Annotated in this window: 13 protein-coding genes; 8 read left to right on the top strand and 5 right to left on the bottom strand. The window is 59.7% G+C overall.

Annotated features, from left to right (window positions below):
* Both TQ39_RS21190 and TQ39_RS04125 read left to right on the top strand, forming a co-directional pair.
* On the top strand, positions 1-2,104 hold a 2,104-nt coding region (locus TQ39_RS21190), incomplete at its 5' end, for an FILTED domain-containing surface protein (RefSeq protein ID WP_050004657.1).
* Positions 2,105-2,314: 210 nt separating this feature from the next.
* Positions 2,315-3,922: an MBL fold metallo-hydrolase RNA specificity domain-containing protein gene (locus tag TQ39_RS04125; RefSeq protein ID WP_009321751.1), complete on the top strand. Its 1,608-nt coding sequence runs from the start codon at positions 2,315-2,317 to the stop codon at positions 3,920-3,922.
* Positions 3,923-4,007: 85 nt separating this feature from the next.
* Here TQ39_RS04125 and TQ39_RS04120 read toward each other — a convergent pair whose 3' ends face one another.
* On the bottom strand, positions 4,008-4,385 hold the full coding sequence (locus TQ39_RS04120) for an MmcQ/YjbR family DNA-binding protein (RefSeq protein WP_009321753.1): 378 nt from the start codon (positions 4,383-4,385) through the stop codon (positions 4,008-4,010).
* Positions 4,386-5,123: 738 nt separating this feature from the next.
* Between TQ39_RS04120 and TQ39_RS04115 the strand changes: the two genes are divergently transcribed.
* A complete protein-coding gene (locus TQ39_RS04115; protein WP_050004656.1) occupies positions 5,124-6,080 on the top strand; it encodes an alpha/beta fold hydrolase in 957 nt (318 codons plus the stop codon).
* Positions 6,081-6,266: 186 nt separating this feature from the next.
* Here the strand turns inward: TQ39_RS04115 and TQ39_RS04110 are convergent, their stop codons facing one another.
* Positions 6,267-6,455 carry a ferredoxin gene (locus TQ39_RS04110; protein WP_009321757.1) on the bottom strand — a complete coding sequence of 63 codons (189 nt, stop codon included), beginning with the start codon at positions 6,453-6,455 and terminating at the stop codon, positions 6,267-6,269.
* Between the two features lie 232 nt (positions 6,456-6,687).
* Complete coding sequence (locus TQ39_RS04105; protein WP_050004655.1) at positions 6,688-8,055, bottom strand: C39 family peptidase; 1,368 nt, start codon at positions 8,053-8,055, stop codon at positions 6,688-6,690.
* Between the two features lie 232 nt (positions 8,056-8,287).
* Between TQ39_RS04105 and TQ39_RS04100 the strand changes: the two genes are divergently transcribed.
* Together TQ39_RS04100 and TQ39_RS04095 are read left to right on the top strand one after the other, a co-directional pair.
* On the top strand, positions 8,288-9,079 hold the full coding sequence (locus TQ39_RS04100) for a ZIP family metal transporter (protein ID WP_009321761.1): 792 nt from the start codon (positions 8,288-8,290) through the stop codon (positions 9,077-9,079).
* A 3-nt stretch (positions 9,080-9,082) separates the two neighbouring features.
* Positions 9,083-9,571 (top strand): GNAT family N-acetyltransferase, encoded by a 489-nt coding sequence (locus tag TQ39_RS04095; RefSeq protein ID WP_050004654.1) that lies wholly within the window; start codon positions 9,083-9,085, stop codon positions 9,569-9,571.
* 92 nt (positions 9,572-9,663) lie between these two features.
* Here the strand turns inward: TQ39_RS04095 and rny are convergent, their stop codons facing one another.
* Positions 9,664-11,220: a ribonuclease Y gene (gene rny / locus TQ39_RS04090; RefSeq protein ID WP_009321765.1), complete on the bottom strand. Its 1,557-nt coding sequence runs from the start codon at positions 11,218-11,220 to the stop codon at positions 9,664-9,666.
* A 651-nt stretch (positions 11,221-11,871) separates the two neighbouring features.
* On the opposite strand from rny, the gene thrS reads away from it, so the two are divergent.
* Positions 11,872-13,776, top strand: coding sequence for a threonine--tRNA ligase (gene thrS / locus TQ39_RS04080; protein ID WP_050004652.1), 1,905 nt, complete (start codon positions 11,872-11,874; stop codon positions 13,774-13,776).
* 91 nt (positions 13,777-13,867) lie between these two features.
* Here thrS and TQ39_RS04075 read toward each other — a convergent pair whose 3' ends face one another.
* Positions 13,868-15,262, bottom strand: a complete 1,395-nt coding sequence (locus TQ39_RS04075; protein ID WP_050004651.1) for a Sapep family Mn(2+)-dependent dipeptidase — start codon at positions 15,260-15,262, stop codon at positions 13,868-13,870.
* A 102-nt stretch (positions 15,263-15,364) separates the two neighbouring features.
* Between TQ39_RS04075 and TQ39_RS04070 the strand changes: the two genes are divergently transcribed.
* Both TQ39_RS04070 and TQ39_RS04065 read left to right on the top strand, forming a co-directional pair.
* Positions 15,365-15,682, top strand: a complete 318-nt coding sequence (locus tag TQ39_RS04070) for a NusG domain II-containing protein (RefSeq protein ID WP_050004650.1) — start codon at positions 15,365-15,367, stop codon at positions 15,680-15,682.
* 175 nt (positions 15,683-15,857) lie between these two features.
* Positions 15,858-17,645 carry a Na/Pi cotransporter family protein gene (locus tag TQ39_RS04065; RefSeq protein WP_009321772.1) on the top strand — a complete coding sequence of 596 codons (1,788 nt, stop codon included), beginning with the start codon at positions 15,858-15,860 and terminating at the stop codon, positions 17,643-17,645.
* The last annotated feature ends 99 nt before the right edge of the window (positions 17,646-17,744 follow it).

Here is a 17,744-nt window from a genome sequence, read left to right as displayed (position 1 = left end):
GGACGCAAGTGCACTGCCGGAAAAGGCGGCTGTGAAATACGGTGCCTCTGTAACAGTGGCGGAGGCCGCGACCGCAAAGGGCCATACCTTCAGCGGCTGGAGCACCGGCGACTTCACGATGCCTGCACAGGATGTGGAGATCACAGGCTCCTTTACGGCCAACCCGTACAACGTCACGGTCGAATATTACTTCGACAAGGTTCAGGATACGGATATGACCCGGGTGCAGTCTGTCACTTACGGTGAGACATTCACGACTGCGGCGGCCGCAGAAACGGACCGGAACGGCGTACACTATACGCTGGACTGGGTCGAAAACAACGGCCTGACGGTGAGCGACATTGAAGCCGACAACGTGGTCAGGGTGTACTACGCAAAGGATGAAGAGGGCGGCCCGGACGGCATCCCCGATTATGCGCAGATCGTATTTACCTATCAGAGTGCGGACGTCCAGAAGGGCACGGTTGACAAGAGCGTGGAGACCCACACCTTTGAACGGCTGAACGGCGAACTGCTCGAAGAGAAGAAAGCCAGCCCGGCCGGTGCAAATGCGGCGGGACGTGAGGGCTATGCATTCGATTACTGGACCGATGGAACCAGGCGCGATGTGACCTCCGGTATGGAGACGCTGAAGAGCGAGGTATACACGGACAATGCAGAATTCACCGCATATTTCGACGTTGATACAAAGGGCACTGACCCCGAAAACCCGGATAAGCCGGACAATGTGCCCGACAAGTATCAGGCGAAAGTGACCTATCAGGCTGTCAATGGCGCAGTTACGCTGGGCGGCAGCACGGGCACTGAGCTGGTCACCTATGTGACTCTGTTCGACGCGGACGGCAAGTGGGCCGAGAACGGCACAGGCAAGCTGGCTGAGGCTCAGGTCCCGACTGCAGCCGCAGCCGCGGATTACGACCCGGCCACCGAACGCTGGACACCGGCCGTACCGGCCGAAGGGGCTGAGATCACGGCTGACGGCGCTGTCTTTACAGTGACGTGGGAGCTGGCGATCTCCGGTTACCAGGTACACTACTACTACGACGGCGTTGAGGATACCGCTTCTGCTGTGAATGCCACCGGCAAGATCGGCGACGCGATTCCCTACGACACCGGCAAGACCACTTTTGACGGCGCGAACTACGTGCTGGAGAATGTGGACGGCGCGGGCAAGCTCATCTCGAAGGATGCGGCTGCGAATATCGTGAACGTCAACTTCACAAAGGATGAGAAGTCCGACCCGACCAAAGACCCCGACCCGGAGGTCCCGGGTGACAACATCCCGGATAAGTATCAGGCAACTGTCACATTTGAAGCGATCAACGGCGTACTCCAGCCCAAGGGCGGCACGGACGCTCAGAATACGAAGCAGATGACCACGGTCGTGACACTGCTGAACGAGAACGGCGAACCCGCTGAGAACGGTACCGGTTATCTGACTGAAGCACAGATCCCGACAGCGCTGGCGAATCTGGGATACATCGCCAACACGCTGTTCTGGGGCCCGGCGACTCCGACGACCTCTTACGCCATCACAGGCGACATCACCTTTGTGGCGGACTTCAATGCGGAAGGCGTCATTCCGGAAGAACCCCCGGTGCCTCCGGTGACCCCGGTAGGTCCGACGGCGCCGGAAGAAGGCCCGGAGGAAACCATCGACGAGCCTGAAACCCCGCTTGCTCCGGCTGAACCCGAAGCACCCGCGGAAGAGCCCGCCGAAGAGGAGATCGAGGAAGCCGATACGCCGCTCGCTTCCGGCGCCGCATGGGCGCTGCTCAACCTCATCCTGATGCTCTGCACGGCCCTTGTCAGCATCCTGCTGCTCATCGGCTTCCTGGGCAAAAAGAAGAAAGAGGATGAGAACGAGAACGTGGAGTACACGGTGAAGCGCAAAGGCGTGACTCGTGTGCTGAGCCTCATCCCGGCCATTGGCTCCATCATCGCCTTCCTCCTCACGGAGAATATGCGCAATCCGATGGTGTTCGTGGACCGCTGGACATGGCTCATGGTGCTCATCGCTCTGGTGCAGGTCATTGTGTGCATCTTTGCCCGCAAGGAAAAAGAAGAGCCCGATGACAACGCGCAGACCCCGGCTCAGGCGTAAGCACGGAACGCGAACCTCAGGCAAATCCATAACGAAAGCCCCCGAAGGATAATCCCTTCGGGGGCTTTTTGTACATCCTGTAAATTTTGCGGAAAATACGGGACGCGGCGGCAGAGGCTGTGATACAATGAAAAAAACACGTCCTTCGTCCGCATACGGACGGAGGCGAAAGCGGCGGGAAGGGCCGCGGAAAAGGGAGATGCAAAAGCCATGAAGGTAACGTTTATCGGCGCCACGCATGAGGTTACGGGGAGCTGCTCCCTGCTGGAGGTGGGGAACAGCGCTTTCCTGGTGGACTGCGGGATGGAGCAGGGGGAAAACCGGTTCGAGAATATCCCGCTGCCTGTGAACCCGGCAGAACTGAGCTGCGTGCTGCTGACGCACGCCCATATCGACCATTCTGGATATCTGCCCCTGCTGTACAAAAACGGCTTTCGGGGCACCGTGTATGCTACGGAATCCACTGCCAGCCTGTGCCAGATCATGCTGCGCGACAGCGCGCATATTCAGGAGAGCGAGGCGGAGTGGAAAAACCGAAAGGCGCGCAGGGCCGGACGCCCGGAGGCGGAGGCGCTGTACACGATGGCGGACGCAGAGGGCGTTTTATCCCGCTTCCGTCCGTGCCCGTACAACAAGCTGACGGCCGTTGGCGAAGGCGTTGCGGTGCGCTTTACGGATATCGGGCATTTGCTCGGCTCCGCCGCCATTGAGATATGGATGAGCGAGGGCGGCGTTACCAAAAAGATGGTGTTCAGCGGTGACGTGGGGAATACGCATCAGCCCATCCTCAACGACCCGCAGCGGGTGGAGCAGGCAGATTATCTGGTGCTGGAATCCACCTACGGCAACCGGCTTCACGGTGAGCGCCCGGATTATGTGGGCGCGTTGACGGAGATCCTGCAGCAGACTTTTGACCGGGGCGGCACGGTGGTCATTCCCTCCTTTGCTGTGGGCCGCACGCAGGAAATGCTGTATTTTATCCGGGAGATCAAGGAGCAGGGCCGGGTGCACGGGCACGACGGATTCCCTGTTTATGTGGACAGCCCGCTGGCCAATGAGGCAACGAGCATTTTCCTGCAATGCCCCACGGAAAATCTGGACCCTGAGGCGCGGGAACTGGTGCGGAGCGGGGTAAATCCGCTCTGGTTTGAAGGGCTTAGGACCAGCGTGACGAAGGAGGATTCCCAAGCCATCAATGCGAATGCCGTGCCGAAGGTCATCCTTTCTGCCAGCGGAATGTGCGATGCGGGGCGTATCCGGCATCATTTAAAGCATAATCTGTGGCACAGCGAAAATACGGTGCTGTTTGTTGGTTATCAGGCAGAGGGCACGCTGGGGCGCGCGCTGGTGGACGGCGCACCATCGGTAAAAATATTCGACGAAGCGATCGCAGTCAACGCAGAAATCCGCGTGCTGGCGGGCGTGAGCGGGCACGCGGATAAAAACGGGCTCATCCGCTGGCTCCAGGGTGTTTCACCGAAGCCGGCGCAGATATTCGTCAATCATGGCGACGATGAAGCATGTACGGATTTTACCCAGTGCCTGAGAGAAGAATACGGTTACAATGCGATGGCCCCGTACAGCGGAACGTGTTATGATCTGGCCGCCGGGGCGTTTCTGGCCCAGCCCGCCGGAGTACTGCGCAAAAAGCCGGAGGAGGCCGCGCGCGACCCGCGCGCAATGGCGGCCTTCAGTGAGCTGCAGCGGGCCGTCAAGCAGCTTTCCGCATTGGCCCAGGGGGCGGGAGGAAGACCCAACAAGGAACTCAAGCGCATGGCTGCGCAGGTACAGGCCTTGTACGACGCCTGGCGCGCATGAGCGTATCCTTTGGGGCGTAAAGAGAAAAGAAGTGTCCGCAGAGCCTCAGGAGGCTCTGCGGACGTTTTTTGCCGGAAGCGAGGTCTCACGGCTGCGGCCGCTGCTTTGCGCGGCGCGTACTCCGTTCCGCGCGAGCGGGAGAGGTTGTCAGGCGATAGCTGTCGGAGATCATTTCGCAAAGGTCCTCCGGCGGGACACCGGCGTTCACCTCCACGGTGTTCCAGTGGGTATGGTTCATATGCCAGCCCGGCGTAACGGCGGGGTAGGCCGCCCGCCAGAAATCGGCTTTCATTGGTTCACATTTCAAATTTACGCATAATTTTCCGTCGCGTTCAAAAACAAGAGCAAACCATTTGCGCCCGGCGGCGTGACGTACCACGACATTGCCGCCGTCCTCAAACGGGCAGTCCACAGCAGCGCCGGGATATGCGGCGCACAGGGCAAGCAGCTCGTCCTTTGTCATTTCCCGGTTCCTCCTTATTCTCAAAGCCCTGCGCGCCGGCACAGGGGCTTGTGCAATGCACACGCGCAGCCGCGCAAGCGGCGGGTTTGAGGCTATTATACCATGGCGCCGCGAAGCGGCCCCAACAAAACCGCGCCTGCTGCGGTTTTGCATGGTTCAATGTTCTCAAAGCCCTGTGCGTCAGCACAGGGGCGTGTGCCATGCACACGCGCAGCCGCGCAAACGGCGGGTTTGAGGTTATTATACCATGGCGCCGCGAAGCGGCCACAGCAAAACCGCGCCTGCTGCGGTTTTGCATGGTTCAATGTTCTCAAAGCCCTGTGCGTCAGCACAGGGGCGTGTGCCATGCACACGCGCAGCCGCGCAAACGGCGGGTTTGAGGTTATTATACCATATTTTTAAGCTCACACTTCGCGCACTGCTCGCGTTCACTAAGAAACATGGTATCTATGCCGCCAGGCTCATGTTTCGCCTGCGGCTCGCATTCACCAACCGGACATATTATACCATGACGCCGTGAAACGGCTACAACAAAACCGCACCTGCTGCGGTTTTGCATGGTTCAATGCTCCCAAAGCTCTGTGCGCCAGCACAGGAGCGTGTGCAGCGCACACGCGCAGCCGTGTAAACGGCAGCTTTGGGAGTTATTATACCATAAAATATCCCACCGAGAGAAGTTTGTGCTATACTGGAGAAAAAGAGCGGTTCGCGCCGCGCCAATACAGGGAGGACACGGGAATGGAATATGAGATCGACGAGGTCCGGAAAATATCCATCGGCGGAGTGGGACAGAAAATTCATATCCGGGGCGAGAAAAGAACGAATCCGGTGCTGCTGTTTTTACACGGGGGCCCCGGCATCAGCAACCGGGACAGTGTCGTCAACCGGGAAAAAGACCTGTGCGACGTGTTTACCATTGTTGCGTGGGATCAGCGGGGCACGGGCGGATCCTACTGGGGTGTAAAAAAGGAAACGCTGAATCTGGAGCAGCTCATCTCCGACGCTGCGGAGCTGGTGGAGTATCTGTGCGCCGCTCTGGAAAAAGAAAAGCTGTTCGTCTGGGGCGGAAGCTGGGGCACGGAACTGGGAACGTATCTCTGCTTCCGGTATCCTGAACACATCGCGGGCTATGTAGGCAGCGGCCAGCTGGTAAACGGCGTACTGAATGAAGAGCTGAGCTATGATTTCGCCATGGATGAAGCCAAAAAAGCCGGGGACACAAAGGCCGTCTCCACGCTGGAGCGTATCGGACGCCCGGTGGATGGATGCTACCGCGAGGTGTTTAAAGGCATGATGGCCCAGCGGCGCATCATGAAAAAATACGGCGGACACTCCATGAACAAGGGGACCTACTGGACGGATACCGCCCTGCCGCTGCTGAGGAGCCGTGAGTTTTCGTTCACAGACAAGCTCGGCCTTGCATTGGGGTATAAAAGGTGCCTGACATATATGTGGCCCACGACGTCCAAATGTGACTTCCCGCGGGAGTGCACGCGCTTTGCCATGCCCTATTATATCTTTCAGGGAGCTCATGACAACAACACGCCCAGCGCGTTGGTGCAGGCCTATTATGACGCAATTGAAGCGCCGGATAAGGATCTGATCTGGTTCGAGCACTCGGCTCACGGCCCTCTGCGGGAGGAGCCGGAAACGTACAAAAGACTGCTGCGAGAAAAGCTGCTGCAATGGATATGAGCTGCAGTGTGCACGCGGACAGGCGGGGCCGAAACAGGCGGTGATGCGGCCACGGCGGCTGTTTCCGCGCATTTTGCCCCGAATGGGCAGGAACGCCCTGCCGCAGACAGGCAAAAACCGCATTGCAGGCCGTCGAAGCGGCGCAATGCGGTTTTTGGGGCCGCTGCTGCGGCTTGGGGCGGGACGTCAGTCTGCCTGGATGTCGATGACGCTTACCGGGCAGCCGTCACGGGCCTCGGCGGCCGCAGGCAGCTCTTCCTCGGGAATGTCCCCAGCCATGGCGACGGCGACACCGTCCTCCAGCGTGAATACAGCGGGGCAGGTGGAGGCACACAGGCCGCAGCCGATGCACCCTTCGTTGACAATGGCTTTCATAATGCTTCCTCCTTCTGGTAGTTCATAAACGGTGCCCTGCACGGCACAGAGGCCGGAGACCGCTTTCGCGGCGGACCGCCGCCCTGCAGAGCCGCATGTGGAAAGGATAGGCGCTTTCGTGCCGTTTTATGCGTGGAAGCACTGTTTTCCTGCCGCACGGTGGAAGAAAAGCGGAAAACAAAACGCGCGCGGCAGAAAAGCCGAGCGCGCAACGTGCAGGAAAAAGATGGCCTTACAGTGTCAACCCGGCCACGGTCATACAGCCCAGCTCGCCGATGATATACGCTGTAATGCGCGTGCCGGCGGGCATAGCGGCGGTGTCCAGCAGGACGTTGCCGGCCTGGGACACGTTGGTGTAATAGAAGCGTTTGTGCGCCGTGGTGGCATAGGCATGGCCGTCCTGTACGGTGTAACATACCGTGCCCGTGCACAGGCCGTCCTTTTCGCAGAAATCCGTGGCAAGGCTTTTGCGTTCGCCGCGGAGGAACAGCGCGTATTCCCCGGCGATCTCTGTGCGGCGCAGTTCGCCGGTCACACGCTCGGGCGGGGCGACGGCGCGCGCGCCGTCCTTGCCGTGAATGAAATACGCCACGCCGCCCCAGGCGTGGGCGAACTGGTCCAGCCGGTAGCGCCGCTGGGCTGCGGCGTCGCCCGGCGCGTAAGGGTCATTGACAAGCACGTACTCTGTGCCGTCCTCGCCGGTTTCAAAGCCGCGCACCACCATCAGATGGCCGTCGGTACAGCCCGTCGTGCCCTCCAGCAGAGGCAGGCCGCGTTCTTCAGCATGCTCCGGCGTATCCGCGTAATGCACGCTCACCCCACACGCAAACCCGTTTTTTATCTCTTTCTTCAGTCCGGCGATATCCGCAAAGGCGACATAGCACTCATATCCGTAGCAGCCCGCAATGGCGGTGGTAAAACTCCAGTTGCCGTTGCCCGCGTATGTATAATCGTAGTTGGCGTGGGCCACCTCTTCGGGAAGCAGGTCCTCGCCCCAACGGTTCATCAGCATGGTGACCGTGGTGGGGCTGCAGATGACAGAGCCGATGCGCGGGTCCCGGATGAGCTGAGAATAAGCGGGAACAGGGACGCACCGGTGCTGAAGCGCTTCGCCCGTTTCCCGCTGCCAGCCCGTGGGACGTACGGAGGCGGCAAGCAGATATACGGAGGGGGAACGGCGCACGTCGTCTGTATAAAGGCTGGCCCGGAGCTGGAACAGAGAAGCACCGCCGGGCGCACGTACATTGACCATGTCGGTATCCAGATAAGCTGCGGCGTCTTCCGGGTGCTGCACAGGCAGGCTGGCGCGGCGCAGGAACGGACTCCATTTGCCGTAGGGCATCCAGGGCGTCCACGCCCCGGCCGCAAATACGCGCACGGCGAGCTCCACCGCGGTGCCGGCGGGCGTGGCCGCATTCCACGAAGCGACCAGCGCATTGAACGCGGGGGCCGAAATTTCCGGTGTGGTGTAGCAGCCAGCCTGTACGTAACGCCCGGCATACTGTTCCAGGCGCAGCGCTCCGTCTGCGTAGGCGGTATTTTCAAACGCGCCGGACGCAAAGGCTTTTTCGTCTTTCAAAACGAACGTATGGTTCGTCATATACAAGCTCCCTCACACAAAACCGCCGGGGACACGTTATATGAAGCGGTTCCGGCGGCGTTTTCACAATTTTATCACAAAGTATCTATAATACCAAATATTATCGCACAAGCGGTCAAAAGTCAAGTTACAAAACGCTTTCCTTTTCGCCGTGTTTCGTGTATAATGATATAAAATATCAATAAGAACCGGATACCGCAACATGCGGCACCCGGTTGAAGGAGTGACAAAAATGAATGCACTGACGCTTGCCGCGCTGGGTACGGGCTTTACCTTTTTGATGACGGCTGCCGGGGCGGCGGTCGTGTTTCTGTTCAAGAATGAGATCAAGCCCTCGTTCCAGCGTGTGTTTCTGGGGTTTGCCGCCGGCGTGATGATCGCGGCCAGTGTGTGGAGCCTGCTGATCCCCTCCATTGAGATGGCCGGGGAACAGGGCGTACCGGGATGGCTGCCTGCGGCCGGAGGCTTCGCACTGGGCGCATTGTTCCTGATGGTGCTGGATGCCTTAATGCCCCATCTGCACCCCGGCTCCAGCGAGGCGGAGGGCGTACATACCAGCTTCAAACGCACCACGCTGCTGGTGCTGGCTGTAACACTGCACAACATTCCCGAGGGCATGGCCGTGGGCCTGGCCTGTGCGCTGGCGGCAGGCGGCGGCTCATCCAGTGTGACGCTGGCGGGCGCGATGGCGCTGTGTTTGGGCATGGGGCTGCAAAATTTCCCTGAGGGTGCGGCCATTTCGCTGCCGCTGCGGCGCGAGGGGCTTTCCCGTCCAAAGAGCTTTGTCTATGGTGCGCTCTCGGGTATCGTGGAGCCCATCGGCGGCATCCTGGCCGTGCTTATCGCGGGCAGCGTTACGCCGCTGATGCCCTGGTTTCTCAGCTTTGCTGCGGGCGCGATGATCTATGTGGTGGTAGAGGAGCTGATTCCCGAGGCGCATTTGGGCGAGCATTCCCACCCGGGTACCCTGGGTGTGCTGGCGGGCTTTCTGGTGATGATGGTGCTGGATGTGGCACTGGGGTGACCGATGGAACGGAGGTATATATTCCGCCGGGCACGGCCCGAGGACGCGGGGGACATTGTCCGGCTTTACAATTCCAATCCCTGTTTTTTGGAGCGTCATTTGGGATGCCGGGCAGTGGACGGCACGTTCGTTCTCCAAGAATGGCGGCAGATGAAAAAGGAAGGGTTTTCCACTACGGTCATCGCGGATGCGCAGACCGGAGCGGCCGTTGGATTCATAGATTGCCGGGATTCGGAGCCTGTTTATCTTTCGCTGTTCCTGTTGGATGCGGCGCTTCAGGGGAAAGGCTTGGGAACGGAACTGTACCGGGAGTTTGAGGAAATGCAGCGCCGCAGGGGGCGCAAAGGCATCCGAATCGACGTGGTGGACGATTATGAAGGGAACCTTGTTCCGTTTTGGAAACGGCGGGGCTTTGAAGAAGGAGAAGAAATCACGCTGGAATGGGGCGGCAAGGCTTCCCGTGCCCGTGTGATGTACCGTGATTTGATATGAGTGGACCGCGCAGAGTACCGCGCGATCTTCCGGCAAAACGAACGCCCCGCCCGAAAGTCTTCGGCGGGGCGTTCGTTTTATTTCTGAGACACTTATTTTGCGTAATCTACTGCCCGGGATTCACGGATGACGTTTACCTTGATTTGGCCGGGGTAATCCAGCGTTTCCTCGATTTTCTGGGAAATGCTGTGAGCCAGAAGGATCAGAGCGTCGTCGTTGATGGCGTCCGGCTTTACCATGATGCGTACCTCGCGGCCTGCCTGAATGGCGAAGCTGCGCTCTACGCCCTCGAACCCGCTGGCGATCTCCTCCAGGCTTTCCAGGCGCTTGATATAGCTTTCCAGATTCTCACGGCGCGCACCGGGCCGTGCGGCAGAGATGGCGTCGGCCGCCATGACGATGAACGCCAGCGGCGTTTTGGCCTCCACGTCGCCGTGGTGGGCCTCTATGGCATGGATGATGGCCGGGTTTTCCTTATACTTTTTGGCGATGTCTACGCCGATGCTGATATGGCTGCCCTCGATCTCGTGGTCCAGCGCCTTGCCGATGTCATGCAGCAGGCCGGCACGGCGGGCCTGCGTGACGTTCACGCCGAGCTCTGCGGCCAGGATACCGGAGAGATAGGCCACCTCCAGCGAGTGGTTCAGCACGTTCTGGCCGTAGCTGGTGCGGTAGCGCAGGCGGCCCAGCAGCTTTACCATATCCGGGTGGATGCCGTGGACGCCTACGTCCATAACAGCCTTTTCGCCCTCGCGCTTCATGGCGAGCTCCAGCTCGCGGCGGCATTTTTCAACGGTCTCCTCAATGCGGGCCGGGTGGATACGGCCGTCGCTGATGAGTTTTTCCAGCGTCATGCGGGCAACCTCGCGGCGCACCGGGTCAAAGCTGGAAAGCGTGATGGCCTCGGGCGTATCGTCAATGATAAGGTCAACCCCCGTGGCTGTCTCCAGCGCGCGGATGTTGCGGCCCTCCCGGCCGATGATGCGGCCTTTCATTTCGTCACTGGGCAGCGGCACCACGGATACCGTGGCTTCGCTGGAATGGTCGGCGGCACAGCGCGCCACGGCCTGGCTGATGAGCTCGCGGGCCATTGTGTCGCACTCGTCCTTGGTCTGCGTCTCGAACGCGGCGATGTGCATTGCCTTTTCGTGGGTGAGCTGCTCGTCCAGACGGTTGAGCAGCAGCTGCTTTGCGTCCTCCGCCGTCAGGCCGGCGATGGTTTCCATCTTGTCCAGTTCGCGGGCCTTGATCTGTTCGATTTCGTCCAAGCGGGCCTCCACAAGCTCGGAGCGCTTGGCAAGGTCAGTTTCTTTCTGCTCCAGAACGGCCGTTTTGCGGTCCATGGCCTCTTCCTTTTGGTCGAGGCGGCGCTCCTGGCGGCTCAGCTCCGAACGGCGTTCCTTGATTTCTTTGTCGGCCTCAGCCTTCAATTGAAAAGCTTCGTCCTTTGCTTCGATCAGCGCTTCCTTGCGCTTTTGCTGTGCGGCTTTCATAGCGTCGTTGATCAGGCGCTTGGCCTCTTCCTCCGCGCTGCCGATCTTTGCCTCGGCAGTTTTGCGGCGGTAAGAAACCCCGGCGAAAAATGCAATGGCGGCAGCCACTACGCCTGCGACAACGGCGATCACAGCGGCGATGACCGGTGATACCATTTTCAGGGTTCAACTCCTATTCGCTTTTATTATGAATGAAAGTAATCTCCGGGGCGGCTGCCGCGTCACATTTTGATTTCAAAAAAGGTTAAAAAGGCAAACGGCAGGTCCGTCCGCCCCTAAAAATTACATTAAATCATCATTCATATTGTAAAGCGCGGTTTCACACTTGTCAAGAAATTGTTACATTTCCATGAATAAATCCTTACGCTTATACGAAAGGTTGTGCAAGTTTTTCGCCCGTGTGAAAGCGGCGGAATGCGCTTTGTGCTTGACTTTTGGACGCGCGCGTTGTAAGATAACGGTGTACACCATCCCGCCAAAGCGATGAAGCGGATAATGCATGCGCCGGCGCGCAAAAGAGAGGGCCGCCGCGGCCCGCCGTTCCCCAAACGGCATGCCGCGCGCTGCAAGCGGCTTTGCACCGCCGCCGTATGTTACCACCGCGGAGCGCGGGGGAGAACGGGCGCATTGCCCTGCAACTCCCGCCGGGCACGGCCCGTTACAGCCGGCAAAGAGTGACACGCGCCGGGCGCGCCCGCCGTGTGTAATTCGGGTGGAACCATGGGCATTCTGCGCTCATCCCGTATCAGTTTTACGGGATGGGCTTTTTTGTTTTCCGGTATATGCCGGAAGAAGGAGGATTTTGAAATGATCAACGTGACATTGAAGGGCGGCGCCGTGAAGGAATTTGAGCCGGGCGTTTCGCCAGCGGACGTTGCAAAGAGCATCGGCATGGGCCTGTACAAAAGCGCCTGCGCCGCCAGGGTGGACGGCGAGGCCGTGGACCTGCGCACTCCTTTGGAAAAGGACTGCGAGCTGGAGATCCTGACGTTCGATTCCCCGGAAGGCAAGCACGCCTTCTGGCACACGGGCGCGCACATTATGGCGCAGGCCATCCAGCACCTGTTCCCGGATGCCCAGTTCGGCATCGGCCCGGCGCTGGACGATGGCTGGTATTACGACATCGGCGGCACGGAGCCCTTTACGCCGGACCAGTTCGAGGCCATCGAGGCTGAGATGAAGAAGATCGTCAAGGCAGACCTTCCTGTGGAAAAACGGTTCATCACCGTGGAGGAGGGCCGCGAGATCTTCAAGGGGCAGACCTACAAGCTGGAGCTGCTGGAGGAATACGCCGAAAAGGGCTGGCAGCTTTCGGTTTACCGGCAGGGGGATTTTACGGATCTGTGCGCCGGCCCGCACCTGATGAGCACGGGCGCGGTGAAGGCTGTAAAGCTGTTGAGCACAGCCAGCGCCTACTGGCGCGGCGACGCTGCGCGGGACAGCCTGTGCCGTGTGTACGGTACGGCATACCCCAAGGCCGCCGAACTGGAGGCCTATCTGAACATGCTGGAAGAGGCCAAAAAGCGTGACCACCGCAAGCTGGGCAAGGAGCTGGGGCTGTTTGCACTGCTGGAGGAAGGCCCGGGCTTCCCGTTCTTCCTGCCCAAGGGCATGCTGCTGAAAAACACCCTCATCGACTACTGGCGCGAAATCCATAAGCGCGCGGGCTATCAGGAGATCAGCACGCCCATCATCCTCAGCAGGGCGCTGTGGGAGCGCAGCGGCCACTGGGACCATTACAAGGATAATATGTACACCACGCTCATCGACGGCGAGGACTTTTCCATTAAGCCCATGAACTGCCCGGGCGGCATGCTGGTATACAAAACGCAGCCCCACAGCTACCGGGACCTGCCCCTGCGTATGGGTGAGCTGGGCCTTGTGCACCGGCACGAGCTGTCCGGTGCGCTGCATGGCCTGATGCGCGTGCGCTGCTTTACACAGGACGACGCGCATATCTTCATGACGCCGGAGCAGGTGAAGGACGAGATAAAGGGTGTGGTAAAGCTCATCGACGAGGTGTATTCCCTGTTCGGCTTTGAGTACCACATCGAGCTTTCTACCATGCCCGAGGACCACATCGGTGAGCTGGAGGACTGGGAGACGGCCACGGATGCCCTGCGCGAGGCCATCGAGGAGCTGGGCCGCACTTACGAGATCAACGAGGGTGACGGCGCGTTCTACGGCCCGAAGCTGGATTTCCACCTGGTGGACGCCATCGGCCGCACCTGGCAGTGCGGCACCATCCAGCTGGATATGCAGATGCCCGAGCGGTTTGAGCTGGAATATACCGGCGCAGACGGACAGAAGCACCGCCCGGTGATGATCCACCGCGTGGTGTTCGGCAGCATCGAGCGCTTCATCGGCATTCTCATCGAGCACTTTGCGGGCGCATTCCCCGTGTGGCTGGCGCCTGTGCAGGCGAAGGTCATCCCCATCAGCGAGGCGCACCATGCCTATGCCAAACAGGTGGAGCGGGAGCTGCGGGACGCAGGGCTGCGTGTGGAGGGCGACTACCGCGCCGAGAAGATGGGATACAAGATCCGCGAAGCCCAGTTGGAGAAGATCCCCTACATGCTCGTTGTGGGCGCGCAGGAGATGGAAAACGGTACGGTGAGCGTGCGTGCGCGCAAGGAGGAAAAGGGCGGCACAAAAACCGTGGAGGAATTCAAGGCGCAGGTGTTGGCAGAGGTTGCCAGCCGGGAGCGCTGAACGCAAAAGGCAGACGGCAAAGGCCGCGCGTCCCCATTGGGGACGCGCGGCCTTTTCTGTCGTGTTTTTGCGGCGTCCCGCCGCAGAACGGTCAAAATTCCAGCTGCATAAGGCGGGCGATGGCCAGGATATAGATCTTCAGTGCCTTGAACAGCAGCGCCTCGCTCACGCCCTCGTCCGGGCCGTGCATGGGCCCGACCCATTCGGGCGCGGGTTCGCCGGTCTCTTCCATACCGAAGCTGACGGCGCATTTGAAGTGGCGCGCATAGGTGCCGCCGCCCATAGTGAAAGGCTGGGCGTTTTTGCCCGTTACATCGTTGTACGTCCGGATGAGCGTCTGGATGACCGGGGTATTGGGGTCGATATAGAACGGAACACGGGCGCTGTCCGGCAGGAAGCTGCCGCCCGCGTCCTGCGCCAGCTTCGACAGCGCGGCGCACAGCGTCTCGGCATTGGTGCTGGTGGGGAAACGGATGTCGATGCTTTGGCGCAGCGCGCCGTTTTCCAGCTTGATGACGCCGCCCACACAGGTGAGCGGGTCGAACACGTCGTCCTGCGCGGCGATGCCCACGCTGCTGCCGTCTGTGGAGGCGTGCAGCCGGCGCAGCATTTCCAGCGCGCGGGCTTCCTCCTCACTGCACAGGCGGTTGTCCAGCAGGTAGTCCACCACAAGAGCAATGGCGTTCACCGTACCGGCGGGCATGGCCGCATGGCCGCCCTTGCCGAAAGCGGAAATACGAGCTACGCCGTCCGCCTCGGCTGTAACTTTCACATTTTCGGTGTCCTTCAGCGCGGAGGCGTCCGCGCGTACCAGCGCATAAGCACGGTCCGGCACCACATTGTGGGCCACGCCGCCCTGAAAGTCGATGAGGCTGCCGTGCAGCGGTGCGCTCACCAGCCAGCCGCCGTAGCCGCCCTTTTCCCCGTAGCACACCGGGAACTCGGCGTCCGGCGTGAAGCAGAATGCGGGCTGGGGATAGTGTTCCAGGTAGTAATCCACGTCTTTCATGCCGGTCTCCTCGTTGGCGCCCAGCAGGATGCGCAGCGTATAGGGCAGCGTGGTGCCCTGCTGCTTGAAGAATTTGGCAGCATACAGCGTCAGTACAGCGGGGCCTTTGTCGTCGGCCACGCCGCGTCCCACGACATAGCCGTCGCGGCGCACCATATCAAACGGGGAGCCTGTCCAGCCGTTGCCCTCGGGCACCACGTCCAGATGCGTAATGGTGGCGATCTGCGTGGGGCTTGCGCCGGGCAGGTCGGCGTAGCCGATGTACCCTTCGCAGTTGTGTGCGTCCAGACCCATGCCGGCGGCGATGTCCAGCGCAGCCTCCAGGGCTTTCCTGGGGCCGGGGCCGAAAGGTGCGCCCGGCTGGGGTTGGCCTTCCACGCTGTTGATGTCCACCAGCGTCTTCAGGTCCCGCAGGACATTTTCCCTGTTTTCCGCCACAAAAGCATCGATCTGTTCCAGAAGAAGTTTTTCGTCCATAAACAATCTCCTTGCATAGTTGATACCTTTTATTATAGTATATTAAAAGGACAACACAAGACATAAAAAGGCGTAAAAAGGAGAAACCATGAAAAAAACATATTGTTCGCACTTGCGGTCATTTTGCTGGCGGGCGTGATTGCCGTGACAAGAGTTATGACGCGTACAGAGGGGGCGACGGCCCGCGTGGAGATCACGGACGCGGAGACGATCACCCTGCCGCTGGACAAGGACGGCACCTATGAAATCAGCGAAGGCAAGCTCCCCGTGACGCTGGAGGTGTCTGAGGGCCGCATCCGCTTTATCAACAGCCGGTGCCCGGACCATATCTGCGAGGGCTACGGCTGGCTTTCAAAAGAGCACGACCAGGCCGTCTGTATGCCCGCGGGCGTTGTGGTATCGGTGGAAAAAGGCGCCTGACGGCCATCCTGCGCGCCGCAGGGGAAATGTACAGTTTTTGTAAAGTGGGAAAAACGCATTGCGCACGGGCCGGCTACACAGTATAATTGTATTGTTACTGTAAAAAAACTGTCAAAATTTCGTGAAGACCACGGGCGTGTATGGAAGGCCCGTTGGGAGAGACCGGAGGCCATGTATGACCATTTTCAACGTTATCAGCCTGGCGGGCGGCCTGGCGCTGTTTTTGTACGGCATGTCCATCATGGGCACGGGGCTGGAGAAATACGCCGGAGGCAGGATGGAGAGCATCCTGCAGAAGCTCACTTCGTCCACCTGGCGCGCCGTGGCTCTCGGGGCCGTCATCACCGCGCTCATCCAGTCCAGCTCGGGTACCACGGTCATTGTGGTGGGCCTTGTCAACTCGGGCATCATGCAGCTTTCCCAGGCCATCGGCATCATCATGGGTGCCAACATCGGCACCACGGTGACGGGCCAGATCATCCGGCTTTCCGATATTTCGGGCGGCGGCATGCTGATGGAATTCCTTAAGCCCGCCACGTTCGCGCCCATTCTGGCGTTTGTGGGCGCGGTGCTGTTCGTGTTCATCAAGTCGCCGCGCAAGCGCGACATCGGCCAGATTTTCATGGGCTTCGGCTTGCTGTTCATCGGCATGGGCATGATGACAGATTCTGTGAGCACACTGCGGGAATCCGAACTGTTCGTCCGCCTGTTCACCACGCTGCAGAATCCCATTCTGGGCGTTCTGGCGGGTACGCTCGTCACGGTGGCGGTGCAGAGCTCCTCGGCGTCCGTGGGCATTTTGCAGGCGCTTTCCAGCACCGGCCTGGTCACCTGGGGCAGCGCCATCCCCATTATTTTGGGGCAGAACATCGGCACCACGTCCACATCTCTCATCGCGTCCATCGGCACATCCAAGGCGGCCAAGCGCAGCGCGATGGTACACGTTTATTTCAACATTATCGGTACGGTCATATTTATGGCGGCCATCTACGGCGTGAAAGCCGCGGTTGGGTTCTCGTGGTGGAACGACACGATGAATATGGGCGATATTGCAAACTTCCACACATTGTTCAACGTGGTGGTAACGCTGCTGTTCCTGCCGTTCACGAAGTTGCTGGCCAAACTGGCGGAAATGACCATCCCGGACAAGCCCGGAGAAAAGCAGGACATCGAGATCCCCGTGCTGGACGAGCGTCTGTTCAATTCTCCCGCGGTTGCCATCCAGCAGGCCAAAAGCGCCGTGGAGACCATGGCCCGCAACGCCCGCGCCAATTACGGCGAGGCCGTGCCCGTGCTGTACAGCCATAACACCGAGGTGCTCAATCTCATTCAGCAGCGCGAAAGCGTCATCGATAAGCTGGAGGTCAATATCAGCAACTATCTGGTAAAGGTGACTGATCGTGAACTGAACGAGAGCGAAAGCCATGCGGTAAACGAGCTGATCAATTTCATTGTGGAATACGAACGCATCGGCGACTACGCCATCAATGTGGTGGAGCGCAGCGGCGAGATGTTCGACAAGGAGATCACCTTCTCCGAAAGCGCCCGGCGGGAGCTTTCGCTGGTGGACAACGCCATCAAAGAGATCATGGATATCACGCTGGCGGCCTTCCAGGCGGACGATACGGTGCTGGCCGAGCAGGTGGAGCCGCTGGAGGAGACCATCGACTTGATGATTGACACGCTTCGGGAACGGCATATTCTGCGCCTGAAAAACGGTGTGTGCGCCATCGAGAGCGGCATCATTTTCCTGGAGATCCTGACGAACCTGGAGCGCATCTCCGACCATTGCTCCAACATTGCCGCGCGCATCGTGGGCAAGGAATCCGAGGACGACCACTTCGACGCCCACGAGTTCCGCCGCAACATGCACGACGGGTATGTGCCAAATTTCAACGAGATGCTGGCGCAGTATAAGCTGAAGTATTATACACCGCTGCTGGAAAGCCAGGAGACGGCCTGAGCCGCTCATATGAAAACAAAAAGACCGCCCCGCGCCGGACGCTGGAATGCATCCGTGCGGGGCGGTTTTCTGCGGAAAAGAGACGGCGCACCGCGAACA

The organism is Ruthenibacterium lactatiformans (genome assembly GCF_000949455.1).
Lineage (GTDB): Bacteria > Bacillota > Clostridia > Oscillospirales > Ruminococcaceae > Ruthenibacterium > Ruthenibacterium lactatiformans.
Note: the sequence above shows the minus strand (reverse complement) of the source record. Positions and strands in the feature narration are given on the sequence as shown.